At 38.1% G+C, this 25,772-nt stretch carries 25 protein-coding genes; 6 read left to right on the top strand and 19 right to left on the bottom strand.

All coding sequences use genetic code 11. From position 1 onward, the window contains the following. Position 1: 1 nt before the first annotated feature. The 13 genes from C9J41_RS11090 to C9J41_RS11030 all read right to left on the bottom strand — a co-directional run bounded on the left by C9J41_RS11090 (position 2) and on the right by C9J41_RS11030 (position 11,951). The gene (locus tag C9J41_RS11090) at positions 2-562 is read right to left on the bottom strand and encodes a chalcone isomerase family protein (RefSeq protein ID WP_107294570.1); all 561 of its coding nucleotides are present in this window, start codon (positions 560-562) and stop codon (positions 2-4) included. After that, positions 563-1,135, bottom strand: a complete 573-nt coding sequence (locus C9J41_RS11085; protein ID WP_107260984.1) for a DUF2878 family protein — start codon at positions 1,133-1,135, stop codon at positions 563-565. Further along, positions 1,123-2,364: a cyclopropane-fatty-acyl-phospholipid synthase family protein gene (locus C9J41_RS11080; RefSeq protein WP_107294569.1), complete on the bottom strand. Its 1,242-nt coding sequence runs from the start codon at positions 2,362-2,364 to the stop codon at positions 1,123-1,125. The genes C9J41_RS11085 and C9J41_RS11080 overlap by 13 nt, the downstream gene beginning before the upstream one ends. Beyond that, positions 2,357-3,211 carry a DUF1365 domain-containing protein gene (locus C9J41_RS11075; RefSeq protein ID WP_107294568.1) on the bottom strand — a complete coding sequence of 285 codons (855 nt, stop codon included), beginning with the start codon at positions 3,209-3,211 and terminating at the stop codon, positions 2,357-2,359. Before C9J41_RS11075 ends, C9J41_RS11080 begins: the two co-directional genes overlap by 8 nt. 1 nt (position 3,212) lies before the next feature. Further along, the gene (locus tag C9J41_RS11070; RefSeq protein WP_107291210.1) at positions 3,213-4,556 is read right to left on the bottom strand and encodes an NAD(P)/FAD-dependent oxidoreductase; all 1,344 of its coding nucleotides are present in this window, start codon (positions 4,554-4,556) and stop codon (positions 3,213-3,215) included. Continuing rightward, a complete protein-coding gene (locus C9J41_RS11065) occupies positions 4,556-5,284 on the bottom strand; it encodes an SDR family NAD(P)-dependent oxidoreductase (protein ID WP_105062256.1) in 729 nt (242 codons plus the stop codon). The genes C9J41_RS11070 and C9J41_RS11065 overlap by 1 nt, the downstream gene beginning before the upstream one ends. Then, the gene (locus tag C9J41_RS11060; RefSeq protein ID WP_105062257.1) at positions 5,281-5,718 is read right to left on the bottom strand and encodes a nuclear transport factor 2 family protein; all 438 of its coding nucleotides are present in this window, start codon (positions 5,716-5,718) and stop codon (positions 5,281-5,283) included. The genes C9J41_RS11065 and C9J41_RS11060 overlap by 4 nt, the downstream gene beginning before the upstream one ends. 20 nt (positions 5,719-5,738) lie before the next feature. Beyond that, positions 5,739-7,208 carry a deoxyribodipyrimidine photo-lyase gene (gene phrB / locus C9J41_RS11055; protein WP_107247205.1) on the bottom strand — a complete coding sequence of 490 codons (1,470 nt, stop codon included), beginning with the start codon at positions 7,206-7,208 and terminating at the stop codon, positions 5,739-5,741. A gap of 52 nt (positions 7,209-7,260) precedes the next feature. Further along, positions 7,261-8,052, bottom strand: coding sequence for a MerR family transcriptional regulator (locus C9J41_RS11050; protein ID WP_107247204.1), 792 nt, complete (start codon positions 8,050-8,052; stop codon positions 7,261-7,263). A gap of 235 nt (positions 8,053-8,287) precedes the next feature. Further along, positions 8,288-9,556, bottom strand: coding sequence for an O-acetylhomoserine aminocarboxypropyltransferase/cysteine synthase family protein (locus tag C9J41_RS11045; RefSeq protein WP_107294567.1), 1,269 nt, complete (start codon positions 9,554-9,556; stop codon positions 8,288-8,290). 127 nt (positions 9,557-9,683) lie between these two features. After that, entirely contained in the window at positions 9,684-10,637 is a 954-nt protein-coding gene (locus C9J41_RS11040) for a DUF523 and DUF1722 domain-containing protein (protein ID WP_107294566.1), read from the bottom strand. Between the two features lie 127 nt (positions 10,638-10,764). Continuing rightward, entirely contained in the window at positions 10,765-10,980 is a 216-nt protein-coding gene (locus tag C9J41_RS11035; RefSeq protein ID WP_107294565.1) for a TIGR02450 family Trp-rich protein, read from the bottom strand. A gap of 23 nt (positions 10,981-11,003) precedes the next feature. Next, positions 11,004-11,951 carry a DUF523 and DUF1722 domain-containing protein gene (locus C9J41_RS11030; RefSeq protein WP_107294564.1) on the bottom strand — a complete coding sequence of 316 codons (948 nt, stop codon included), beginning with the start codon at positions 11,949-11,951 and terminating at the stop codon, positions 11,004-11,006. A 233-nt stretch (positions 11,952-12,184) separates the two neighbouring features. Here C9J41_RS11030 and C9J41_RS11025 point away from each other — a divergent pair, with 233 nt between their 5' ends. Beyond that, the gene (locus C9J41_RS11025) at positions 12,185-12,373 is read left to right on the top strand and encodes a hypothetical protein (protein WP_107207186.1); all 189 of its coding nucleotides are present in this window, start codon (positions 12,185-12,187) and stop codon (positions 12,371-12,373) included. 112 nt (positions 12,374-12,485) lie between these two features. Here the strand turns inward: C9J41_RS11025 and rlmF are convergent, their stop codons facing one another. Beyond that, a complete protein-coding gene (gene rlmF, locus C9J41_RS11020; protein ID WP_105062264.1) occupies positions 12,486-13,508 on the bottom strand; it encodes a 23S rRNA (adenine(1618)-N(6))-methyltransferase RlmF in 1,023 nt (340 codons plus the stop codon). Between the two features lie 286 nt (positions 13,509-13,794). On the opposite strand from rlmF, the gene C9J41_RS11015 reads away from it, so the two are divergent. Continuing rightward, on the top strand, positions 13,795-15,015 hold the full coding sequence (locus C9J41_RS11015; RefSeq protein WP_107292271.1) for a transporter substrate-binding domain-containing protein: 1,221 nt from the start codon (positions 13,795-13,797) through the stop codon (positions 15,013-15,015). A gap of 78 nt (positions 15,016-15,093) precedes the next feature. Here the strand turns inward: C9J41_RS11015 and viaA are convergent, their stop codons facing one another. Both viaA and C9J41_RS11005 read right to left on the bottom strand, forming a co-directional pair. After that, positions 15,094-16,551 carry an ATPase RavA stimulator ViaA gene (gene viaA / locus C9J41_RS11010; RefSeq protein ID WP_107291215.1) on the bottom strand — a complete coding sequence of 486 codons (1,458 nt, stop codon included), beginning with the start codon at positions 16,549-16,551 and terminating at the stop codon, positions 15,094-15,096. Between the two features lie 73 nt (positions 16,552-16,624). Beyond that, positions 16,625-18,283 (bottom strand): ATPase RavA domain-containing protein, encoded by a 1,659-nt coding sequence (locus C9J41_RS11005; protein WP_107207190.1) that lies wholly within the window; start codon positions 18,281-18,283, stop codon positions 16,625-16,627. Between the two features lie 303 nt (positions 18,284-18,586). On the opposite strand from C9J41_RS11005, the gene C9J41_RS11000 reads away from it, so the two are divergent. Continuing rightward, a complete protein-coding gene (locus tag C9J41_RS11000; protein ID WP_107207191.1) occupies positions 18,587-19,414 on the top strand; it encodes a phosphate ABC transporter substrate-binding protein in 828 nt (275 codons plus the stop codon). Between the two features lie 107 nt (positions 19,415-19,521). On the opposite strand, the gene C9J41_RS10995 is transcribed toward C9J41_RS11000, so the two are convergent. Both C9J41_RS10995 and C9J41_RS10990 read right to left on the bottom strand, forming a co-directional pair. After that, positions 19,522-20,382 carry a sulfurtransferase gene (locus C9J41_RS10995; RefSeq protein WP_107291216.1) on the bottom strand — a complete coding sequence of 287 codons (861 nt, stop codon included), beginning with the start codon at positions 20,380-20,382 and terminating at the stop codon, positions 19,522-19,524. Positions 20,383-20,426: 44 nt separating this feature from the next. Continuing rightward, the gene (locus C9J41_RS10990) at positions 20,427-21,263 is read right to left on the bottom strand and encodes a DUF5718 family protein (RefSeq protein WP_107207193.1); all 837 of its coding nucleotides are present in this window, start codon (positions 21,261-21,263) and stop codon (positions 20,427-20,429) included. A gap of 194 nt (positions 21,264-21,457) precedes the next feature. Here C9J41_RS10990 and C9J41_RS10985 point away from each other — a divergent pair, with 194 nt between their 5' ends. Together C9J41_RS10985 and C9J41_RS10980 are read left to right on the top strand one after the other, a co-directional pair. Next, positions 21,458-22,591, top strand: coding sequence for a trypsin-like serine protease (locus C9J41_RS10985; RefSeq protein ID WP_107294563.1), 1,134 nt, complete (start codon positions 21,458-21,460; stop codon positions 22,589-22,591). Positions 22,592-22,742: 151 nt separating this feature from the next. Continuing rightward, the gene (locus C9J41_RS10980) at positions 22,743-23,681 is read left to right on the top strand and encodes a siroheme synthase (protein WP_107247195.1); all 939 of its coding nucleotides are present in this window, start codon (positions 22,743-22,745) and stop codon (positions 23,679-23,681) included. A gap of 130 nt (positions 23,682-23,811) precedes the next feature. Here the strand turns inward: C9J41_RS10980 and C9J41_RS10975 are convergent, their stop codons facing one another. After that, positions 23,812-24,309, bottom strand: a complete 498-nt coding sequence (locus C9J41_RS10975) for a DUF1097 domain-containing protein (protein WP_107294562.1) — start codon at positions 24,307-24,309, stop codon at positions 23,812-23,814. A gap of 286 nt (positions 24,310-24,595) precedes the next feature. On the opposite strand from C9J41_RS10975, the gene nagZ reads away from it, so the two are divergent. Beyond that, positions 24,596-25,600: a beta-N-acetylhexosaminidase gene (gene nagZ, locus C9J41_RS10970; protein ID WP_107261004.1), complete on the top strand. Its 1,005-nt coding sequence runs from the start codon at positions 24,596-24,598 to the stop codon at positions 25,598-25,600. Positions 25,601-25,772: the final 172 nt, after the last annotated feature.

Raw genomic sequence — 25,772 nt, 5'->3', positions numbered from 1 at the left:
GCTATTTTCCAATTAACTGCTGACGTAATTCCGGATACGATGTCTTTGGTGATAACCAAATAGCAATAAAGCTTTGTGATAGCGATGGTGATAAGACTTTCCCTAGTGGTTTACTTTGTTGATAAAACTGCCCTTCACCATTACGGAGAACGAAAGTTAATCTGTCTCCCTTTTTAACGTCTGGCCATATGGTTGATAACATTTTTAGCCACGGTGTTATCTGTTGGCTGCTATAACCTAAATGTTGCCATTGTTCTTCAGTCGCATCCAACAAGGCATCTTTATCGATATTACGTAGATAAAGAATAATTAAAGCTAAATCATGTTCCGTACCCTTATATCGTCCTGTTGGCGTTTTTAGCTCTGAGTGATAAATATCCCATATTCCCCACTCAAGTGTTGCTTCGCCCACTATTTTCCACTGATACCATGGGTATTTATCACTAAGGGTCTGTAACTGTGGAGAGGCGTTATTTTGTATCACTTTATTGCTATAATCCGCTTCTGCTTTAGCTACATTAGAGCATATCAATAAACCCAAAAAGATAACGAGTGTTCGCATTTATTGCTCCTGTGCGGTCGGATTATTTGGATCTTTATGTAAAATACGCAGTAACCATAAAAGATACGCCGATAGAGCCAACCAGATCACTATTAGCACAAAGAATGTATCTAATGTTTCTAGCTGCCAAATTACCGCACCTAATTTCATTCCAGACCAATAACTCAATGCACCGCCAAAACTGCCAGCCACCAGCAACCAATGTGTAGCAAAGCTACTAATTGATGTGCGTAGAACCCAAACAAAAGTTGTGAAACCCAACCAAAGCAATATCAGCCAAAGTGGTATTAACCCAATACTCTCCACATTAAAGAAAAGTGGCGTTCGATTCGGTATTGGAAAATCAAACACCTGCCAATGTCTGAGCATTGAATCAATCACTATGCCGGGTATCGATGCTAATACAGAGAAACGCCACGCCTTAGATTCCATAAACCATGTAGCTATTAGTATGAAAACCAAGATATAAGTAAAACGATATTGCCCCCACACAGCGAGTAACCAATAGAAGTTAAACACCATGCCAGCCAATAACACTTTTAGTTTGTTTGCCAATGGATTTACTCTCTCCATTGCGGGCGACTTGCGACAAATTGAATAGTACTAATGGTGCGCTCTAAGAACCCCCCCTCGCAATAAGCAAAGTAAAAGCGCCACATCCTCATAAATCTTTCGTCGTAGCCATATTTTTCTAATGCTACGGCATTCTCATTAAACTGCTGATGCCAATCCTCAAGCGTTTTCGCATAATCTAAGCCAATATCTTTAATATCTCGCATCACGAAATCACTGTGCTGTGTTAGATTTTCAAGCAATACGGTAATTGAAGGTAAGAAACCACCAGGGAAGATATGTTTTTGAATAAAGTCGACACCACGGCTATAACTATCATAACGTTGGTCGGCAATTGTGATCGCCTGAATCGCCATTAAGCCAGTTGGTTTTAACAATGACTGGCACTTTTCAATATAAGTTTTAAGGTATTGTTTACCAACGGCTTCTATCATTTCAACCGATACTAGCTTATCGTATTGCCCCGTTAAATCACGGTAGTCGTCCATGAGTAAGGTAATACGATCGGATAGGCCTTCTTTTTCAACTCGCTCTTTAGCCCATAAATATTGTTGCTCAGAAATTGTGGTAGTGGTGACACGGCAACCATAATATTTCGCAGCATGAATAGCCATACCGCCCCAACCAGTACCAATTTCTAGTAAATGATCGTCTTCAGTCAATTTTAATTTCTGACACAAACGATCCATCTTATTCCATTGTGCTTGATCCAACGTGTCATTTTTATTGAGGTAAATAGCCGAAGAATAAAGCATATTAGGATCAAGAAAGTGACGATAAAGATCGTTACCAAGATCGTAATGTGCTGATATGTTTTTGCGCGCATTCTTAATGGTATTTTTACGCAGCAAGTGCCCAATCTGTTCGGAGATTCGACTCATCCACCCCACTTTTGCTTCAAGCTTATCTAACGTTGACAGGTTTTTAGCCAAAACTCGGACAACATTGGTTAAGTTAGGTGAATCCCACCAGCCTTCCATATACGCTTCACCTGCACCAATACTGCCATCCGTCAGTAAGCGTTTATAAAAAAGCGGGTTATGAACATTAATACTCGCTTGTAGCGGTGCTTGTTTGTCACCAAAGAAGACGGTGCCTTCCGTTGAATCAGATACACTTAAGCCCGCATTAGAAAGGTGTTTTAATACTTTAAATAAAATATGCCGAGATGCATGATCAGAGGCTGATACATTAACTGATGATGATTGTTGTACGTCGCTTCTAAGCATTGTCATTCCCTCGTTTAATCTTGTGTTTATTTACTTTTTCATACGGTGTGTTATTTGGGTGATCATAAATTGGTACGCCTTTAATAAATAATTTAAGCGCTTGCCAATAAATACCTATAACAACCTTTATTGTCATAATCGGTGTAAGCAGTAATTGCTTGATAAGTATTGCAGATGTGAAGTTTTGCTTACGCATCTGCATGGTGGCATCAAATACTTTTTGATGGCTATTTTTCGAATCACCCGAATACCTGCTCGGAGAGATGCAATCTTTGTATCGACTCACAGCCAAGTTAACCAGCAAATTGCTATCAGGCTCTGTTAATCGCCAATGATACTGTTGATGTATAGGGTTAAAAGGTGAAACATGAAACGCCTTATCATGGCTATATTCACGTCCCTGCCAATATTGCGGCGCTGGTATCGCATAGTAATGACGTTCGTTCCAAGGAGTATTACTTACTTCGGCTAACATATATTGCCATTGACCTTCATTATCATGGAGGTAATACAAATTAAGTGGGCTGAAATACAATCCACAATAACGCAAATGACATAGCATAGTGACATTGCCATCAATCATTTTACCTGTAAGTGCATAGACCTTATCTTTTACAGCTTGGGCTAAATCAGGATCGCCTTTTACATAATCATCACGTCGAAATCGAGCAAAATTAAACAGGGATAATCCAAAGCCTTTTACTTTTTTATCCAACTGTTCTAATTCATTTAAGTGGATATGGGGCATAAACATAGAATACGTGAATCTATGAACCACTGGTGTAAAACGTCGATGCCTAACCCATCCCTGAAAGATGCCGCTTTTTAGCTGATTATCTTTCCCCATACTAATAACTTCGTATGACACAGTTATATGATGGTTCATTAGAAACATTCAGAGATTTCGCTGTTACCATTTCATCTTCTGATTGCGTCAATGATTGCATTTTTATTGCTTCGACAACGTCTAACGCGCTACGTACCCCGTCTTCATGAAAACCGTTATACCAATACGCACCACAGAACCATGTTTGATTTTGTCCATTTATTAAATGACGTTTCTGCTGAGCCGCAATACTTTTCGTATTAAAAACAGGGTGAGAATAAACAAATTTGCGCAGTATTTTGTCTTTATCTATCGATTCAGTTTGGTTAAGGGTTACACAAAATGTTTCAGGAGCTAGAATGCCTTGAAGTATATTCATGTTATAAGTCAGTGACGCTAAGTTACGTTCTCGAGCATCACGAGATTTAGGTAACGAATAATTCCAAGATGCCCATGCAGCCTGACGTTTTGGTAATAACGAAGTATCGGTATGAAGAACCACTTCGTTTTCTTGATAATGAATATCTGATAACACGTAGTTTTCTTCTGATGTTGCGTCAGACAGCATTTTTAACGCTTGATCACTATGACAAGCGAAAATCACTTGATCAAATTCTTCTTGCTTAGTATTAACCGTAACAATTACCTTGCCTTTACTACGCTTCACCGAAGAGACAGGGCTATTTAGTTGAATACAATCTCCGATATAAGACATCATTTTTCTAACATATTCACGAGAACCACCCGGTATTACACGCCACTGTGGACGATTAGTTATGTCTAACAAACCATGGTTTAAGAAAAAACGCAGAAAGAAAGCTAAGGGAAAACGTCTCATATCAGATAACGTTGAAGACCAAATAGCAGCCCCCATCGGTAAGATATAATTTTCAGCAAAGTAATCACTAAACTGATGCTGAGTTAAAAAATCACCTAGCGTTTGATTCATTAACTCACTATCACCTACAACCTTTTTAGCAAGCTTATTAAACTGGGTGATCTCATACAAAAAGCGATAAAAAGCCGGGTTCAATAAATTACGTTTCTGGGCAAACAGTGATGAAATAGTATGCCCATTATATTCAAGCCCCGTACGCTCATTGTGAACACTAAAGCTCATTTCGCTTGGCTTACCTGTTATTTCAAGTTGTTCAAGCAAATTTTCAAAGTTTGGATAAGTACGATCATTAAAAACAATAAACCCAGTATCGATGGCATAATCACCACTATCTACAGTGACATCTACCGTTGCAGTATGCCCACCGACATAACTGTTTGCCTCGTAAACAGTAACTTCGTGTTCTTGATGTAAATACCAAGCGGACGTCAAGCCTGAAATACCGGAACCTATAATGGCTATTTTCATTATGATTTCCCCGTCATTCGTTTAATTACTGCCAATCGAAATGTAATTGGCAAAAGCGCAATAGTTTTAAGAAACAGTGTAAAGGTGGCAGGAAAACTAATTTCTTTTTTTCCTGCAGCAATACCTGATCTTATTTTTTTTGAAGCATGTTCGGGTGACACTAACATTGGCATCGTAAAATCGTTTTTATCTGTTAATGGCGTTTTTACAAAACCAGGATTCACTAACGTAATTTTCATATTCAAATAAGCGAGATCAACAGCAAGTGCTTGAGTGATATAACTCATTGCAGCCTTAGAAGCGCCATAGGCTTCTGCACGTGGTAAAGCAACGAAACTGGCAGAAGAACTGATAATGACTAAATGCGTTTTTTCATTAAATCGCGCTTGTAAGGCTTCTATGCAATGGAGAACTCCGTAAACATTGACATCAAAAACGCGTTTAACTAATGCTGTATCAATTTTTCCTTCATCAATGTATTCACACGTGCCGGCATTTAAAATAATTAACTCTGGTAGAGTCTCTAAGGATGTAAGCGCTGATAGTGTGCTTTCAAAATCTGTTACATCGAAACGTAATGTTTTTATCGCTTGATGTTCTTCTTCTAATTCATTTAAACGCTGCGCATTTTGACCGCAAGCAATAACACGCCACCCGTCATCTGCATAATCACATGCAAGCTGTTTGCCAATCCCTGAACTAGCACCTGTGATCAATACCTGATTCATTGCCCTAACCTTGATTTAATGTGTCGAATAATGCGTCCAAACATGGGTAGACCTTCATAAATCATTTCCCCCATATCGAAATAATCACGATGATAAATCACTTTATCTTGTTCAAATTTCAGCTGAGTACAGCCTTCTAAACTACGTTCTTTGCCATTTTGTAATCGAGGATGTGAAAAGTGCATTGTCCATTGAACAAACGCTTCATGATCATCTTCTACATAGCTATTAATAATAAATCGACAGCTATTTATATTTTGATAAAGGTTAAAAAAGTAAGCTTCTAAAGCACTAAAACCTTCAATTTTATGTGCAGGATCTTCAAAAATAACTAAATGATGATAAACGTCAGACAGTTGAGAGAGGTTGTCCTTTCCTAGTTGTCCATACACATTAAAAAACTTAATTAATGCAGGGTTTATCACTGCGTCCATTATTTATTCCTCCACCAGTGTTATTGATGAATATCCATATAAGCCTTTGCTTGTTTAAAAGACTCAATTGCGACTAGACGGGCTTCCTTATGATCGACAATTGGCAATGGATAATTCAGTGATTCTGCACTCGCCCATTGATGCGGCGTGTGTATGTATTTATCCGGAACATGTTCTAATTCCTTAACCCATGTACGGATGAAATCACCTTTTGGATCAAATCGTTGCCCTTGTAGTGTTGGATTAAATACTCTGAAATAAGGTTGTGCATCGGTACCTGTTGATGCGGCCCATTGCCAACCTCCGTTATTGGAAGCGAAATCACCATCAATGAGGTGCTGCATAAACCACTGCTCACCGACACGCCAATCACATAACAAGTCTTTCGTTAGAAAACTTGCAGTGATCATACGTAAACGATTATGCATCCAACCTGTTGCACGTAATTGCCTCATAGCGGCATCGACAATAGGAAACCCCGTTTTTCCTTCTTGCCATGCTTTAAGTAATGTTGCGTCATCTTTCCATTTGACAAACTGAGTAAACTTTTGAAATGGCTGATGTTGGCTTAATTCAGGGTAGCGATGAAGTAAATGACCATAAAACTCACGCCAAACAATCTCGTTCAACCATGTAAAAGCGCCATCATCCTTATTAATTTCTAATGCATTTGGAAAGTGCTGCAATAGCTGATGCAGACACTGCCTAGTTGAAAGCGCCCCAATAGCAAGATATGGGGATAAACAACTAGTGCCATCAATCGCGGGAAAATCTCTGTTTTGGTGATATGATTCGGCTTTAGTTTCACAAAACGTTTCTAATCTTTGTGCAATAGTTTCTTCATCTACTGGCCATAACACACTATCGATAATCGGATAGTTGAAAGCTTTGATTTGATGACAGGCAGACAATAACTTAATCACCACGTCACTAGTTACAGTGTCACCCTTATTTGTTACAGGGTAACTAGGTGATAATAAGAAACGCTTGATCCATGCATTTCTAAATGGGGTGAAAACTTTGAATAATTCCCCATCACGGGTCAAAACCATTTCAGGCTGCAAAATATAATTATCATCAAAAATACTGAATTTTATACTATTTTTTGCAAGCAATTCCCCTACAGCTATATCACGTTTATGCTCATTAATTGGATATTGTTTATTCGCAAAAACATGCACAGCATTATAATCAAAACAAACTTGCTCAATAACTTTAACCGATTCTGAGAAGTCATTAACTTCAATAACTTGCAAAGGAATATTTTGTTTAGCCAACTGTTGCTTTAATACTTGTAACCGACGATGAACAAAGTCTACTTGAACTGCCGCCATATTATGTTGGTGCCACTGCATAGGCGTTGCAATAAAGAGTGCGATAATAGGAAGTCCACTATCGATTGCATGATTTAATGCTGTATTATCAACAACACGTAAATCTGAACGAAACCAAATAATAACGTGCTGCTCTTTTACTGTTTTATTTGTCATCATCACTCCTATTAGCTTATTAAAATAATAATGCTGGTGGATCTTTTTACTTCTACTGCTTGTGGATCATTTTTATGCTTCCAATGAAAGAAACTTGAACATTGCTTTCTTTTTCTATTATTTCAATATCAGCTAACTGCTTATTATCAAGTTTGTTTTCTCCAACGATATAGACGTGGTTAATGTCATGCTCTGTTATAAATGCTGACAATCCTGTTACTTTTCCTAATAAATCAGATAAAACAATCGCGTAATAACCTTCATACGCTAATTTTAAGGCCTGTTGCCACACAAAGTGATTATCTGAAGATGAAAAACTTAACACGAGACTTGGGGGATTTTTATCTGAATTAACTTTCGCTAATACAGGAATAAAACATTGAGTAAGTGCTGAGTTCCACACACTTTTTTGTAATGTTTTTAATGGATTATCACTGCGTGTTATATGTTGCTCAATTGGCTTTAAAAATTGCTCTTCTAAAACATTAAATGGATAAAGTTTTAATGCTTCACGTACGCGTTTTTCTATTTGTTGTGCTTTACCCTGCTCAATTAAACAGATGGTTTCGTCAACCATTTCTATTTTTTCAACATTTAATTCATGATGTTCAGCAGTACCTTCTAATAAAGGTTTAACCTTACCAATTGATACTCCTTTGGCTAACCAAGTTAAAATTTCATGAATTTTAGCAATATCGCTATCGGTATAAAGACGGTGACCTTTAGGTGTTCGTTGAGGAACTAATAAACCATATCTGCGTTGCCAAGCACGTAAGGTTACAGAGTTAACACCCGTAGCTTCAGATACTTCACTAATTGAATACAACTTAATTTCAACGTTCAAATTATTACCTTCATTCGTAATTTCATAATTAGTTTAAGAACATAACAATACAAACTTGTACAACTGCTCTTTCATGTATAACTATAGTGTTAAACCTCCAACTTGTACAATGATTTAACCTTGTACAAGATTGAAGTTAGAGTTGTATCACATCAAAAAAAGAGGTGGTGAGTAGTAATTAGAAATAAGCTAAGTATTGTGGCAATCAAAATAATGATTGCCACATTGAAAAACGCTATGCGTTAAGTGCTTGTTCTAAATCAGCAATGATGTCATCAATATGTTCAATGCCGATAGAAAGTCTTATCATTTCAGGATGAACACCAGCTTGGCTCTGTTCTTCTGGTGTCATTTGTCGATGTGTGGTTGAGGCAGGATGACAAGCCAGTGATTTAGCATCACCAATATTCACTAACCGTTTAAACAAACCGAGTGCATCATAAAAACGAACACCTGCTTTATAACCATTTTTCAGTCCGAACGACAAGATAGCAGAGGGTTTACCCTTGGTATATTTTTGTGATAACTCGTAATAATCCGAATCAGGAAGACCAGCATAGTTAACCCAACTAACTTGGTCATGGTTAGCGAGATATTGTGCAACTTTAAGTGCATTTTCAGTATGTCTCTCCATGCGTAATGGTAAGGTTTCCAAACCTTGCATCAGCATAAACGCATTCATCGGAGACAGCGCAGCACCTGTATTTCTTAGTGGCACAGTTCGCGCTCTACCAATAAATGCCGCTTCACCAAACGCTTCATTATATACAACACCATGATAAGACGGTTCTGGTTGGCTAAATACAGGGAATCTATCTTTGTACTGTGTCCATGGAAATTTCCCTGAATCAACAATAACGCCACCTAATGTTGTTCCATGTCCGCCCACATATTTAGTCAATGAGTGAACAACAATATCAGCGCCAAATTCAATTGGTTTACATAGCACAGGTGTTGCAACAGTGTTGTCGACGATAACAGGTACGCCTTTATCATGTGCTAACTGAGATACTCTTTCGAGATCAATGATGTTACCACTAGGATTACCAATACTTTCACAATAGACCGCCTTGGTCTTTTCATCGATTAACGCAGCCATAGATTCTGGTTTATCATCTTTTGCAAACCGAACTTCAATCCCTTGGCTTGGTAACATATGAGCAAATAACGTATAGGTTCCGCCATAAAGTTGTGGTGTTGATACAATATTATCCCCTGCTTGAGCTAGGGTTAGAATCGCATAGTTAATCGCCGCGCTTCCAGCACTGACCACTAAACCCGCAATACCTCCTTCAAGCGCAGACATACGTTTTTCTAATACGTCATTGGTCGGGTTCATGATACGGGTATAAATATTGCCCGGCACTTCAAGATTAAAAAGATCAGCACCGTGCTGTGCATCATCAAACTCGTAGGCTACCGTTTGATAAATTGGTGTTGCGACTGATTTAGTTGTCGGATCGGTTTCGTAACCACTGTGAATGGATAGCGTTTCGTCTTTCATTTTTCTACCTTGAATAATTGAAAAGAATAATAAGTATACAGACTACATTTAATAATCTATTGATGTAGCCTAATGGTTATTTTAGTTCAACATATGGCGTTTATATCTTAAAAACCACAATACGTATTTATAATGAATAACGTAACTTCAATGCTTCAGGATAAGGCGCTAAATAAGCTTGTTTTGATAAATACTCATTAGGGTTTAATGCTAAATGATGATTGATGAGTGTTAACGGTGCGATTAATGGCAGGTTACCTTCACGATAGCGCATAATAACATCGCGTAATTCTGCTTTTTGTTGTTTATCTAAATTACGTTTAAAGTAACCTTGAATATGTAGCAGTACATTCGTATTCGTTTTGCAATTTGAACGATGTTTTAGACCGTCCATTAATAATTGACGATACTTTACAAAGAATGCATTAATATCACTCCACTCATGACTTTTAGCTAGTAGCTGACCAAGCTTACGGTACGTGGCTGGGTGGTTTGCCATCAAGGCTAATTTATATCGAGCATGGAAGTTCATTAATTTATTGCGACTGATTCCGTCTTCACCTTTTACACTCTCATATAAATCATTAAGTGCATAAACCCGAAAAACAAAGTTTTCTCTTAATACGGGATCGCATAAACGGCCGTCCTCTTCAATCGGTAACCAAGGCATTTTCTGCATAAGACGTTTTGTATAAATACCCATAGAGCCGCCAGGAACTGAGTGACCATTATCAAGATAAAGTTTAACTCGCTCCATACCGCAAGAAGGCGATTTAGCACATACAATGTAACCACATAATGTTTCTAATGAAGGTAAAACATTATCAGTAAATGCGTTCATTTTGTCAGTATAATCAAGCGTAGTATCTTTACTATCAACTAAACGAACATCAATGCTGTTATCCAATAAACGAATAACTGGACGCGGGATCGTCATGCCAATGCCGACTTCTGGACAAATAGGCTTGAACTCAAAATATTCACTTAATTCTTCGTCTGCGAATTTAAAACGTTTATGACCCCCGTCAAAACGTACTTGTTGTCCTAAAAGACAACCACTAATTCCTACTTTAATTGCCATAAATACTCCGTTGGCACTCAAAACTATAACCCTAAATAAATCAGGGCTAATGTTGCTATAAAATAATATTGAGTGTAATAATGCTGTAATGAATATTTACATTTTCCTAATTATTACGTTGCTCACATTATTTCCACCCTTGATGCCATAACGAAGTATTTCTTAAATCTTGCCAATTGATCATAAATTCACGTTTAGACATTACTGCTTCCATCGTGCAATGCAATACTTTACCTTCCTCGTTAATTTCAAGTTCAGTAATAATAAAATGTTTTTCTTTATTTTTAGGTGTTGCAGCAGTCCACTTACTATTTAACAACTTTTTCGGGTTGAATTGATTCATTATATTTACCCTTAATTTCATTATTACAATGAGAAACGAAGCTTTAGTTTTTCAGGGTAAGGAGATAAATATGCTTGCGTTGCAAGATATTCATCAGGGTTTACTGTTAAGTGATGATTAATAAGTGTTAGCGGGGCAATTAAAGGAATATTTCCCTCACGATAGCGCATAATTACATCACGTAACTCTGCTTTTTGATCCTTATCTAAATCACGTTTAAAGTAACCTTGAATATGCATTAACACGTTGGTGTTATTTTTACGGCTTGCACGGTTTTTCAGAGCGTCCATAAATTGCTGACGATAAGTTAAGAAGAACTCAATTAAATCATCCCACTCATGAATTTTCGATACTAAGCGTCCAAGCGAACGATAAGACTCTTGATGATGTGCCATTAAGCAAAGTTTGTAACGAGAATGAAACTTAATGACTTTTCCTCGAGTAATACCACCGTCAACACTACGATAGAGATCATCAAGTGCATAAACACGGAAGATAAAATTCTCTCGCAGTACTGGATCACATAGTCGGCCATCTTCTTCAATAGGTAACCATGGCATTGCTTCCATTAGTTGCTTGGTATAGATACCAACAGATCCGCCTGGTACTGAGTTACCATTTTCTAAATACAATTTAACTCGTTCCATACCACAAGAAGGTGATTTAGCGCACACCACATAGCCACGTAACCACTCAAAACTAGGTATAATTTCATCGGCGAACGCCTTCATTTTATCAGTGTGATCAATAGCATTATCTTTACTATCAACAAGCCGTACTTCAATGCCATTATCTTGTAAACGAATCACCGGACGCGGCGTAGACATCCCAATAGCCATTTCAGGACATACCGCTCTAAAGCTGAAGTATTCAGCTAAGTCTTCTGCTACAAAACGATTACGTTTATGCCCGCCATCAAAGCGTACTTTCTCGCCTAATACACATGAACTGATTCCTACAGGGATACCCATACCCGCCTCCAAAGTTGTACAGTTATTTCTTGTTGTACAATCAATGTAGACAAATAGATCACCTTGTACAAGTTTTTTTATTGTATAAGTATTGTGATGACGAATGAGAGCGCCTATAAGGCTTAAAACACACTTATCGTTAATATTTAATTAACAATACCTTAACTTGATCTAAATCATCATGATGATTTGGAAAGAAGTTTATTGTTAACTTATTGTTAACAGGAGGTGGTATGAAATTAAGAAAAGATAAAAGATGCTATACCGATCTTTGTATTAACGGTAAATGGTTCCATCATGATCACTGCACAAATACGGCTTATATGCTGAAAGGAGGTGATTCTCCTCTATTAGAATTGGCAAGAATACCGCAAACAGAGAGTGAGCTTATTGGACTGCTAGAGGAAGCAACATTAAATTAACATAGTGGTATGTTCTATGATTCTAATTCTGTGTAATCTTTGGATATTAATGAGAACCAATCATAAAGCGATGTATTGATAAATACATCGCTTATTTATAGCAAAAGCTAAATTAGCTCCAGCGCTCTTGGCGCCATTCTTGTTGCTGTTCTTCGTTTAAGAACGTCCAAGCAATAAGACGTGAGATCTTTTGACCTTGTGACATTTCAATAGTTTTTACCGAAACCGCACCCACTTTCTCAAGTTGCTTGTAAAGTACACCTAAGTTTTCTTTCTTCGATACTAAGGTTGTAAACCAGAAGCACTGTGTAGACTTACTTGCACTTTGATTGATCATTTTTTTGATAAAACCGACTTCACCGCCTTTACACCACAATTCAGCTTTTTGACCACCAAAGTTTAATACAGGTGTTGTTGATGACTTCGCATTATTAAAAGCAGGCGATACTTTACCGCGAGAACGAGCTTGTTGTTTCTTATTCGCATTTGCTGCAAGGTTACGAACTTTTCGTTCAGAACCTGCCATTGCTTCTTCTTCAGAGCTATGGAATGGCGGATTACATAACGTAAAATCAAACACTTCTTCATCATTGATCGTATCTGTAAAGATATTATCAGCATTCTTTTGTAGACGAATTTGAATAGCGCCTTTTAAACGTGGATTGTTACCTGCAATGAATTTTGCTGATTTCACAGCAAGAGGATCGATCTCTGAACCAACAAATTGCCAGCCATAAACACGATGTCCAATAATTGGGTAGACGCAGTTTGCACCGATACCAATGTCTAAACCACGAATACCTTTACCTTGAGGAATCGCCCCTTCGTTAGATTGCGCTAATAAATCAGCAATGTAATGCAAATAGTCGGCACGACCAGGAATTGGAGGACATAAAAAACCAGCAGGAATATCCCAATGATCCACTTGATAAAAATGCTTTAATAACGCTTTGTTTAATGTTTTAACTGCGAGTGGATCGGAGAAGTTTACAGAAAGATCACCATAAGCATTTTCGCTAACATGCTGATCTAACTCTGGGGTTGCTTTAATTAGTGTCGCAAAATCATAACGCGCACGATGTGGGTTACGTGGGTGTAAGCCTTGCTTAGGCTGTGCGTTTTTCTTTTGGGTCATCTTTGCTTCTCGCAGAATTGGATCTTATCAAAGCGCAGCATTGTACATGCTTATCGATGATAAACTTAGTGTTTAAGGTGTTAATGATTAAATAAATGGCTAAATCGTCCACTTATTATTGCTATATCTTAATAATTTGACGTGTTGTTTAGTTCTAAAATACAAATTATCAGCTCTTACCACTGCTTATTTGTCATTTTTAAATCCAATATCGCATCAGTACAAAAATCAAAACAAGAGAAAGGATTTATACTTAATAATAAAAACAACAAAAGGATAGTTAATAATGTCGCAAGAAAATACTTTTGTTATTTACTGTTCTCCACGCCTCGCTAAGTACCATCACCTGCCTTTACTCGTGCTATTAATCGTTATTTTTGCGGGAAGTTATTCACATATCGCCATCGCAAATACACCAGTGACAGCAATAACGGATACCCAAAAGTCAAACCATCAAGCTGTTGATACATCACATGAACTGACAACGGCTGCGTTAAGCAACAAGGAACTGGTCATCGGCACTTATATTTGCCCTCCTTTTGTTATGCAAGATCAATTTGGTGAATATACAGGATTAAGTATTTTACTATGGCAGCAAATAGCTGAAAAGTTGGAGATCCCTTACACCTTCAAAAATTACCCTTTAAAAGATCTATTACAAGCGGTTGCGGCAAAAGAAATCGATATTGGGTTATCGTGTTTATCGATCACACCAGAGCGAGAGCAAATCATTGATTTTTCGCACTCTTTTTACGAAACGCATCTTGCAATTGTTGTTAAATCTGCCAGTCATTTCGATACGTTTAAAAGTATTATAACTAACAGACACCTCTTAACCATTATTGCTATTTTTGTCACGGCTGCGGCAATTATCGGTGGCCTCTATTATTTATTAGAGCACCGTGTTAATGACAAGCTTTACTCGATGCGTTCAAGACCCGCGCAATTAATTGAAGGTTTTATTCTAGGGTTGTTATTTATTACCAAAGGACCTTTTAATTATTACGAATTTAAAACGCTAACAGGACGAGTACTAACCGTTGCACTGGCGGTTTTCACAACCCTGTTTATTGCCAGTATCACCGCAGTTTTAGCCAGTACATTTACTATCGGATTAATTAATAGCGATATAAAAAGCCCCAACGATTTAGCGAATGTTAATACTGGCGCAAAGACTGCTTCAACGTCGTCGCAATTTTTAACTCGTCACAGTATTGCCCATCGTCAATACGACACAGTCGTTGAAATGTTGGATGCTTTAGAACGTGGTGAAATCGATGCTGCCGTGAATGATGATGCAATCGTAAAATACGAGCTAAAGATCGCAAAACAAAACGGTAAATATGAAAAATTAACTGTCTTACCTTATCAATTTGAAAAGCAAAATTATGGTATCGCGTTAATAGAGCAAAGCCCTTACGAAGAATCAGTAAACCGAGAATTACTACAATTTAGGCAGAGTAATGAATGGCGTAATGCATTGCTTGAATACTTTAAAATCAAATAGCGCAGAACATAAAAAGAAAAAACAGATATTTGCGCTATAGCGTTACAGGATTAAGCTATAGCGCGAATAATGTAAACATTAACGAATACGGAATAATTTACCTAGTTGACTTAATTTAGAAGGGTGATAAGACCAACAATGATCGAACATCTCTAAAAGTTCTGGATTGCCGTATTTTGACAGGTTAACGGCATGAAAACGGTTCTTCTGGGCTTTCAGTTTTTCTACTCGGCTTAACATAGCCTCAGGCTGGCTAGGCGCAATAAAGTCAGATAGCACCACGAGATCAGCGTTTTTATATTTACCGTCACTCATCAAATCAATCGATTGATCTAATACAGGACCAAGATCCGTACCGCCATGAAATGAATAAGATAAAAAGTTAACCACTTCGCTTAACCCATCTTGCTTCGTCAACTCGTACGTAATCTGTTGAGTTGAAAACATAATGACATAACAATCACGTTCATCAGCAAGTGCTATTTGCATTAAGCCATAAGCCAGTGCTTTGGCACAATTTTCAGGGAAACCCGACATAGAACCTGAAGCATCAATACAAACAATAAATGGGCCTTTATCTTGATCTACCTGTTTAGTTTGTCGCTTATACGCTTTTACCTTACGTAGTTTACGCTGCGTACCTTGCATACGGTAATTCATTAAGCGTTTATCGGCTAAGTGTTTATAGAACACCACTTCTAATTCAGGATAGGCTAAAAACATTGCTTCATTAGGTAAGAGTTTGGCGAGATCGTCACTTTCATGGATCCCGACAATATCATCAGTGACATTGTCACTTTTCTCTTCCACCAGTTTAAGTTCTTCTGCTTTTACGCGCTCTTTATTAGGATCATCGACTTCACTGGCCATACGCCCTAACTTCTCAGCAATATCTTGCAAGCCGTTATTGTTTTTTAAAAACTTAGCAATTTTCTTCATGACATCGACATCAGTCTGCGTCAATTTCGCTTTTGCCATATCCCATAAACGACCGGCCTTTTTCTCATCGCCAGCTTCAGTTACTTCTTCCACTTGCTTTAACGTTTCAATACGCTGATACAAGTCTTTCAACAAATCTTCTTTATTTTCTTCAATTTCCGATTCTTGCGCTTCTTTTAAGGCATAAGCAATATACTCATACCACTTGTCACAAAAGAATCGTTGAAACATCGGATTATGTTTCTGGTGTTCTTTGGCTACAAGATTTTTTGCTTTGAAATAAAACGAAGACTGCCCTTCCAGCTTTTTTACGACGTCATCAGCATGCTCGATAAAATAATCTTGATCCCATTTACAGACTTGTTGATAAAGCTCTATTTCGTCATGAAACCGTTCTACCACCGTTCCCTTAGCGGTTTGACGGATCATTTGCCCTCGCCATTTCATGACTTGGTTTTTCATCGCCGTTTTAACACCAGGGCTAGATTCTGCCGCCATTAATAACTGCGGACGTACCATGACTTCATGAACAGCACTATCAATAACGCCTGATTCAGCAAGCATCAATGCGAAGTTTAATCCTTCAGAGACTGGCATACGCGATTCTCCTTTTTCGTGCCTACCGTTAGGTGTTGATTACACCTAACAATAAACTGCTTAACAACAAGCATTATTTGGCAAAATACTCAGAAAGATGGGTAATGCGAAATGCACTCTTTTCGACTAGCCCTTTAAGCTCTGCCACTTTATCTGCAGCATCACATAGACTTTGTTCAATCAGTGCAGGAAAAGCATCATTGATAAAGTTATGCGGTAATGCTCCGTGGAAACTTGCACGTGACTTTTTAATGTTATGCTCTGCATCAACTATTTTTGCCATGGCACCGTCAACACCGTCTTGCCATGTTTGTTGCTGAGTTTCAGTGATACCTTTATTACCTGCAATGCCTACTAATACCGAGCGATTAGCAATATCTTTAATGGTTAGGCGGTTTTGCGCATCAATTTCAAATTGTAAGCGACACAAATGCGTGTTCTTATTTACAAAACCATAAATATCACATTTACCCGTCCTAATTTTCTTATCAAACTCATCACCATCTACGTATACCCATCGGCTATCACCCGGCTCTTGTTCCGAGACTGATGGATTTTGCTGTAGCATCACCAATTTGATCATACGAGGGTTGTTGTTAACGTTAAATCTTGCGGCTGTCGCAAAGTTATATTTAAACCACTCTTTACGCATAGTGCTTTCTTTAGTAAAAGGCACAGCCAATTTTTCAACGACATCATTGTTAATCTTATTGATGATAGTTTCTGCTTCATTAGCGTCTAAACTTGAGTGAGTCTGATTAAAGGCATGTTCTGTCGCGAATGTATTAATGATATTACAAATAACATTACGCGATTCTGGGCTATGCCATAAGCAATCTTGCAACAGTAACAAATCAAGTGGGTTGATTTCACTACGACCATTAAAAAACGCGCTGGCTTTTAATAGCCGTACCGACTTTTTCCAACGTCGATCAGAGATATACAACTCACTGTCACTATCAATCACATCGGTTTGATTAACATGCTCTTCAACCATTGATTTAAGCTTAAAGATTTGTTCAAAGGTCTCTTCACTTAATTGGATCTCATCAATATGCTGCTGCCAGTTAACATACTCTTCATCTTTAATAGTGAGACTTGGATCTATTTCTTGTAGTGTTGGCCCTTCCCCCATCAATAGGGCTTTAAAGTTCTTTTTCTCTTGAATACGATTAACGAATACACGAACGAGCATTCGATCATATAAAGCATCAAGGCCACTATCTTCATCAGGTAACTCGTTAGATGCGGTGATCAACAAGCGCATAGGTACAGGTAGTATGTCTTGACCATTTTTGAATGTACGTTCATTAACCACTGTTAATAACGTATTTAGAATAGCAGGGCCGGCTTTCCAAATTTCATCAAGAAAAACCACTTGTGCTGTCGGTAAGTAACCATCAATTAAACGGACATATTTACCATTGTCTTTTAACTCTTGAATAGATAAAGGTCCAAACACCTCTTCAGGTGTTGAAAAACGCGTCATCAAGTAATCAAAAAATTTGCTATCATCAAAAGCCTGAATTAATCGTTTTGCAATTAAACTTTTTGCGATCCCTGGTGGCCCTAAAAGAAAAACACTCTCTCCTGCTAATGCCGCAAGCAAACACAGCTTAATCACTTCCTCACGTTCATAAACGCCATTAGAAAGCCCTTTAATCAATTTTTGAATCCGTTCAGATAAAATTGCTTTATTCGGTGATGTTGCTGTTGTTGCCATTTTAAGCATATAACCAACCTTGTGTATTTCCTACTAACGCTGTACGGCGCCTACCTCAATCATTAAATGTAAATCCCTACACTTAATGTTACATCTGTTAATCGACTTTAGCATTTTACTAAGTTGATTCAAAATTTTATCTTATATTGGCAATGATATTAACTATATACTCTCATGGCATTAACCTTTTACAGTGACTATTTCTAGTTACCATTAACTCGCCAACACATGACTTTTAGTTATGAGATTCACAAACCTGTCACACTATCGTAATAACATACGCTCGAAATAATGAAGCTCATGGAGTAAAAAATGCTTAAAACCGTAATTCGCTTACTCGCATTAGGCGTATGTATATCATTCAATGTACAAGCAAAAGAAACAGTCACCGTTGTTGGATCTACATCGGTAAGTCACATTATGGATGTGCTTGCAGATACCTACTCGTCAACGCATAAAGACACCACAATTGAAGTTCAAGGTATCGGTTCAACCGCGGGTATTAATGCTGTTAAGCAAGGTGCCGCTGAAATAGGTATGAGCTCCCGTGTCATTTCTCGTGCTGAATTAGATAATAACTATAAAGCCATTACTATTGCTTATGATGGTATTGCGCTTGTAGTAAATAAAGCGAATCCGGTAACAAATCTGACGCGTGAGCAACTTATTGCTATTTACCAAGGTAAAATCACTAACTGGAAATCAATTAACGGTAAAGATTTAGATATGGCAGTCGTGAGCCGTGAAAATGCATCAGGCTCTCGTTTTTCATTTGAACACTTTTTTGGGTTAACCAAACAAGTTTCTGGCTTTACTGTTTCTAATATCAGCCCACGCGTACTGGTGGTAAGTACCAATGGCATGGTGAAAAGTTTAGTTTCACGTAATAAACATGCAATTGGCTATGTCTCTCTTGGCTCTGTTGATGATTCAGTCAAGGCTCTCTCGTACGATAATGTTTTACCGACTGCTGCCAATATTGAATCAGGCGAATATAAAATTGCTCGACCGTTTTTGTTGATGTTTAAACAAAAAGGCTTAGCCAATGATGCGCAACAATTTATTAAATTTGTCCTTTCTAACCAAGCGCAAAGTATTATCAAAGATAAGGGCTATGTTGCTATTGATGAGAAAGCCTGATCGTTACAAATTAAATACCTCACCTTAATAACCAATAGAAATAAGGCGGCAGTATTAATTATCATGCTATTACACTGCTCGCCTCTATATTTCTATTTTAACGATATTTATTTAACAACGGGGTAACACTCAGTTGCCCCCCATTCTGTCCACGAACCGTCATAAACAGTGAGCGCTTTACGGCCAATCAAATTTGCAGCTAAAGCTAAAATGCATGCTGTCACACCTGAGCCACAGCTAAAAATTAAACGCTGTTCTGGTGTTGATAACGCATCAAACTTGGCTTTTATCTCGGCTAGCGCAATAAAGTGGCCATTATCAAGCAATTCACCAAACGGTAGATTTTTTGCATTAGGCATATGACCACTTCGAATGCCCTCACGCGGCTCTTTCACTGAGCCCAAGAAGCGTGCACGTGGCCTTGCATCAATCACAGCAACATTTTTATCAGTGAGTAATTCATTAAGGTGTTTAGCATCTATCACCCATTCTGATTGTAACTGGGCGTTAAAATCCATTGGGATTATATTTTCTAGTTCACCTGATTCGAGTTCAAGCCCAGCTTCTATCCATGCAGGTAACCCACCATCTAAAACAGAAACATTATTGTGTCCCATCGTTTTAAACATCCACCAGCCACGTGGCGCTGAAAACATGCCTAAGCTATCGTAAATCACAACATGGGTATTATTACTAATACCTAGTTTGCTTACCTCGAGTGAGAACTGCTCCGCCGACGGTAACATATGCGGTAAATCGGTATCTGGATCGGCTAGCTTGTTATTAAAATCAAAAAAGCGTGCACGTGGAATACGTTGTTCAATCAGCTCTTGCTCTGGAGAGCGATCAACGCCAGGCATAAAAGACGTAGCATCTAATACGACAAGATTGTTCTGTGCATTATTCGCTAATGCTTGATGTAACCATTGCACTGAAACTAAGTCTTGATGTGGTACTGATGTCGACATGACGGATCCTTTGTTTATGCTATTAACCAAATTGATCTTACTACTTAATCAACAGTTTGTACCAATACAGATAGCCCATTACTTTGCCAATCATTGTTTTCAGCCATACGCAGTACATCTGCACTACTATATAAAATGCCATCATATACAACCACAATACTGGTATCACCTGGTTGTAAGAAGTGTGTTTCTCCGTATGGTGTATAGCGAGTTGCACCAATACTAATAATGGCTTGCTTTGGATGATCAGCTTGATTTAGTAGCGCGTTAATATTTTCAGTTGGCCCAATATCCTGCTGGTGATTCATACGTTCAATAACCCAATCAAGCAGCTTTTGGTGAAAGTAGCTATATCCAACTACTGGGCTATCTTCACCATAGCAATGAAGTTGACCATTAGAACGATGAAAACTTGCGATACGGAAACGATCTAATATCCCACCAGTTTGGAAATGGTCGATATCAATCAAGGTTTCTGAAATCCCTTTACTGTTTGCTCCCCAATTCTTTTTCTCACTAATTTTATTCGCATCAGGCTTTCTAATAGAACAATCATTATACGCTGCAAACTGACGTGGAATTAAACTAACAACATTGATTTCACCAGTACTTTTTTGTTGATATTTAATATCACAAATAAGCGCAACTTCGGGCTCAATCTGTAAATTATCAGCGTTGTTTGATGGCGTAATGCGCGTAGATGAAAGTGGGTATACCGTTAAGAATGAATTTGTATTAGAAGGCACATAAAAAGGAAAAATGCCTTTGGGTTGAACTTCTTCTTTTACTTCTATATCTAAAAAATCCCTCGCTTCACCCGCTTGTTCTAAATGCCCAGCAAAGTTACCTGCAATACCAAAACCAATACATGATTTAAACATAACTCAATCCAGATAATGAAAATATATCGTAGATTCTAAATTCATCAGCAAAATTTTTCTGGAGTTCAGTTATCACTATTATGTATCGAAAATAATACAAATTCATTTTTTTGCGATAAATGACACGCTGCTGGTAATTTTTTAAACAGTTGTAGCTACGCTTTAATAAACAACAGTTCAAGATGGAGCTGCACATGACATTGCATTTATGGCTAAAAAAATTAACGTACTTAGTCGGTATTTTTGCTGCTTTTAGCTACCAATCATCTGCGTTAGCGAATACACCAGTTAATGCACAAGCAACAGCAAAGGCCATTAATGGTACCGATGCTACCCTTTATGATTCACAACTGATCCCTTGGCAAGCTGCACTCAAACAAAAAGGTTTCGACAGTGTCAGCTGTGGCGCTGTTGTGATAAGTGAGTATTGGTTACTAACAGCAGCACACTGCAACTCATCAAACATTAGTGATATTGCCATCGTTGGTACAAGCATGATTCAAGATGGTAATTTTGCAAACCTTGATAAAAAGCATTTTTTTAATATCGTAAAGAAGATCAGTCATCCTAATTATAATGAAGACAATTTTATCAATGACATAGCGCTCTTTCGCGTTAATCGTTCAATGTATGGTATTGCCCAGTCAGTTAAACTAGCTACTCCTAATGAACAAATCATAGCTGATAATATATTCAGCAACACTTGGGCGACCAATATGGATTCTCCTGTCACTGCTATTGCTTCTGGTTGGGGAGACACTCTTAGAAAAGGTTATCCAACTACATTACAAGTAATTAGTTTAGCCGGTGTTCCTGATAACCAATGCGTTGGGCTCAATATCGGTAATGAACATATTATCTGCGCAGATTCAAACATTAATGGCTTAATTAAAGATGTATGTAGCGGTGATTCTGGCGGCCCGCTTATCTGGCAAAATCATCAAGCAGTATCTGATAGTGATAAAGGCATTCGGTTAATCGGGTTAACCAGTAATGGGGCAAAATGTTCAAATCGAAATGACAACCCAGAAAACCAATATAATCAGCTTACAGGGCAATATACCCAGGTTTCTACCCATCGAGATTGGATAGAACAACAAATACAAGATTATGATAATTCAACATTCACACTTAATGATTCCTCATTACAACCAACGCTGAATATCGATCCTTTTGCCGTAATAAAAGATCCTTCAAATAATAGAGACAATACGCAAACTGTCGTAACTGCGGCTGCAGAACAAACAGAAAGTGGCGGTACAGTAACCTTTTATAGCCTCCTGCTTACTCTTCTCATACTTTACTATCGCCGAAACCAAGGTAACTAAACACAGCGAAATGATTACAATGTTAAACTTGCTCTTAATAATCTTTTCATGGTACTAAATTAGTAACCTTTATGAAGTGATTGATTTCTTAGTAAACATTAGCTTGTTGCACAACTCAAAATAAAAATGAGCGATTTGACGGATATACGAAATGGATTTTTTCCCTGTTTTTCTAAAGTTAACCCATAAAAAAGTATTAGTCGTGGGTGGTGGTGAAGTTGCCTGCCGCAAAGTAGATCTATTACTTAAAGCCCAAGCTAACATTACGCTTGTCTCGCCAGAGCTTCACCCTCATCTTGTATCACTACTCGATGAAGGTAAATTTGAATATCTAAAAGCCCGTTATAAAAAGTCACTTCTTACACAATTTGACCAAGTTTGGGCGACAACCGATTCTCGTGAACTCAACCATCAAGTTTATCATGATGCTAATGCATTAAAGATATGGACAAATGTTGTTGATGATCCTGCATATTGTGATTTTATAACGCCATCCATGATTGATCGTTCACCAATGCAAGTTGCCATTTCAAGTGGTGGCGCATCACCTGTTTTGGTTCGTTACTTACGAGAACGTTTCGAAACACAATTACCACAAAACTTAAGCTTATTAGCTCATTATTCAGGACAGCAGCGTACTCGAATAAAACAGCATTACAAAACCGTTGATGAACGTCGAAAGTTCTGGGAGACATTCTTTCGTCTACCAGCAGTTGAAACAGCAACAACAGAGCAAGAATTAGAACAGGCTTTTAGTGAATTATTAGCATCATACCAAGATACAGGCGCTAACTTGTATTTAATCGAAACAGGTAACGACCCTGAATTATTAACACTGAAAGCATTACGTTTGATGCAGCAATCAGAGTTTGTTCTCTACCCTGAAGGGAAGAATGATATTTTTGTCGACCTTTGCCGTCGAGATGCTGATCGTGAAAGTTACGAACACGAGAACGTCATCGCTCGTGCGAAACAATTACTGAATGAGGGAATGCGAGTTTGTGTATTAGCGTCTAAAGACCAACACCGACCAGCATTGAAAAAGCTGTGTATCGAGCGTAATGGTATTTTTGTGCCTAGTCATAGCTAATACATCGTAAATAGACAAATATAAATTTATCATTACATATAACAATGCCGCTGATTAATCGCTTTTTTAAGCATAAATCTAGCGGCATTTTTATAAAGCTGGTTAATGAGCAATATGTAAGATTGTTTACTTAATCCTGGGTGATGGGTAACTCTATTTCAGCGCGAGCCGTTTTTTTTTCTGCGAGTTTCGCGTGTAGCCATAAACCAGAACTTTTCATTAAATAGCCAAATACTACACCCACAACCAATGATGGTATAACCAATTGCCAATTACCATTTGCAGCAAACGTTGCGCATGAGCCTATAAAGGTACCAGGGATAAAAGATAACCACGATTTTTTTGCTTGTGCGCACATCATAAATGCAACTAGAGCAGTGACAACGTAACCAATAATCTCAAAATGAACTAAAGATGATAACTTAATGATCACCATCGCCCAAAAAACACCGCTTAAGTTTGTTGCAATGCTTAACCCAACGCCTTTTATACCATCGCGCTGAAGAGCAAAATATGTCGTGCAGCCAAGAAATCCTCCCCAGCTTAATAAGCCCAGAGATACAGCTACCCAGCCCCAAATCCCAGATAAAATTCCTGTTGTTAAAGCGATTACTATAAGTACCGACATGACTCACTCTTTTGCGATGACAGAATTGTATTGAGTGTAACCTAAGACCTGTTCAAATTAATCAACTAAGATCACACAAAGAAAGTAATACTACATTCCATTTCATAAAATAATCAACAAAGATCACCATAATTACTTTAATTTAATACTGATATTGGAAATGATTAAACCGTGTTCATCCCCTAAAAAATTCCATTATGATGATGCCTAAATTCACATTAAAAATTGCGGATAAAACTGACTATGGTAATTTATCGCCTAATATAATGTTACTCGGAGTGCCGTCATGGGACCTTTAATGCTTGATGTATCAAGTTATGAACTTGATGCAGAAGAACGCGAAATTATTCAACATCCTACAGTAGGCGGTATCATCTTTTTCGCCCGAAATTATGACAATCGTGAGCAACTTCGAGCGTTAGTTAAAGAGATTCGAAAAACGGCTAAACGCCCTTTACTGATTGGTGTCGATCAAGAAGGCGGACGTGTTCAACGTTTCCGCGAAGAATTTACCCAACTACCACCTGCTCGCGCTTTTGCAGCGTCTAAAAATGGAGAAGTGCTTGCTAAGCAAGGTGGCTGGCTAATGGCTGCTGAACTACTCGCGATGGATATTGATATTAGTTTTGCGCCTGTACTTGATCTTGGTTACGACTGTAAAGCGATCGGTGATCGCGCTTTCTCAAATTCCCCACAAGACATTATCCGTTATGCAAGCCAATTTGTAAGTGGTATGGCGCAGGCTGGCATGGCTGCAACCGGTAAACACTTCCCTGGCCATGGTGGTGTGATAGCCGACTCTCACTTAGAAACGCCTTACGATTCACGGGATAATATTAAGAACCATGATATGACCGTATTTACACATCTCATTGAAAACAACCTGCTGCAAGGCATCATGCCAGCACACGTTGTATTTGATGCTTATGACGAAAAACCTGCAAGTGGTTCAGAATATTGGTTAAAACAGGTATTACGTAAAGAGCTAGGTTTTAAAGGCGTGATCTTCTCTGATGATCTTAATATGAAAGGAGCTGACGTATTAGGCAGCTATAGCGAACGAGCTATCGCAGCTCAAGAAGCTGGTTGTAACATGGTGATGTTATGTAATAACCGTGAAGGTGCTGTACAGGCCCTTGATGGATTACCACAGATTCCAGTCCCTATTTTAGAAACATTGTTAAAAAAACCAACCGCTGAGTATAGTGATTTGATCAATACTCGTATGTGGAAAGAAAGCCAAGATGCCGTTTCTCGTCTTGCACAAGAGTGGAAAGAGAAAAACGTTTAACACGTGGTTACTGTAATCATTACCAACAAAAAAGCCGACATTATGTCTAATGCCGTTCGGATAAGCATCATCGTTTATACCTAAACGGGTACTTGGATGGCACAAAGAGGACTGAACGTGGAAACGTTCGGTCCTTTCTTTTGTCCGGCAGAATAAAGTGACTGACGGCCTC

It is taken from the genome of Photobacterium sp. GB-50 (assembly GCF_003026755.1).
GTDB lineage: Bacteria > Pseudomonadota > Gammaproteobacteria > Enterobacterales > Vibrionaceae > Photobacterium.
The sequence above is the reverse complement of the archived record's forward strand: the minus strand, read 5'-3'. Positions and strand labels throughout refer to the sequence as shown.